The 524-nt window shown below is 45.0% G+C and carries 1 pseudogene; it reads left to right on the top strand.

Annotated elements, in window-relative coordinates:
* Window positions 1-163: 163 nt before the first annotated feature.
* Window positions 164-524: pseudogene (gene mnmA, locus GCE9029_RS25540) on the top strand (tRNA 2-thiouridine(34) synthase MnmA); the annotation flags it as partial.

Raw genomic sequence — 524 nt, 5'->3', positions numbered from 1 at the left:
AATTAAAACGTGCATTGAAGATTTCATAAACAACCCCATTATTTCCATATCATTCTTGTCTGATCAGCACTTATCGCCTGTGCCGACCTCGCAAAAATGAAGTACAATGTGCCATCCTATTCACTGAGGCGATGCCTCTTCGTTCGATGAGAAAAAACCGGTCATGAAAGAAAGCCACTACCTAACAGATCCACCAGCCAACCACGACAAAAAAGTCATCGTCGGGATGTCTGGTGGTTTCGACTCCTCCGTATCAGCACTGATTCTGATGCAGCAGGGTTATCAGGTTGAAGGCCTGTTTATGAAAAACTGAGAAGAAGACGATGGCACAGAATATTGCACCGCCAAAGAAGAGCTAGCGGATGCTCAAGCCGTCAGCGACAAACTCGGAATTAAACTCCATACGGCTAACGTTGCGGCGGAATATTGGGACAATGTGTTCGAGCATTTTTTAGCGGAATACAAAGCCGGACGCACCCCCAACCCAGATATTCTGTGCAATAAAGAAATCAAATTTAAAGCTG

The organism is Grimontia celer (genome assembly GCF_900055185.1).
In the GTDB taxonomy this organism is placed as follows: Bacteria; Pseudomonadota; Gammaproteobacteria; order Enterobacterales; family Vibrionaceae; genus Enterovibrio; species Enterovibrio celer.
Note: the sequence above shows the minus strand (reverse complement) of the source record. Positions and strands in the feature narration are given on the sequence as shown.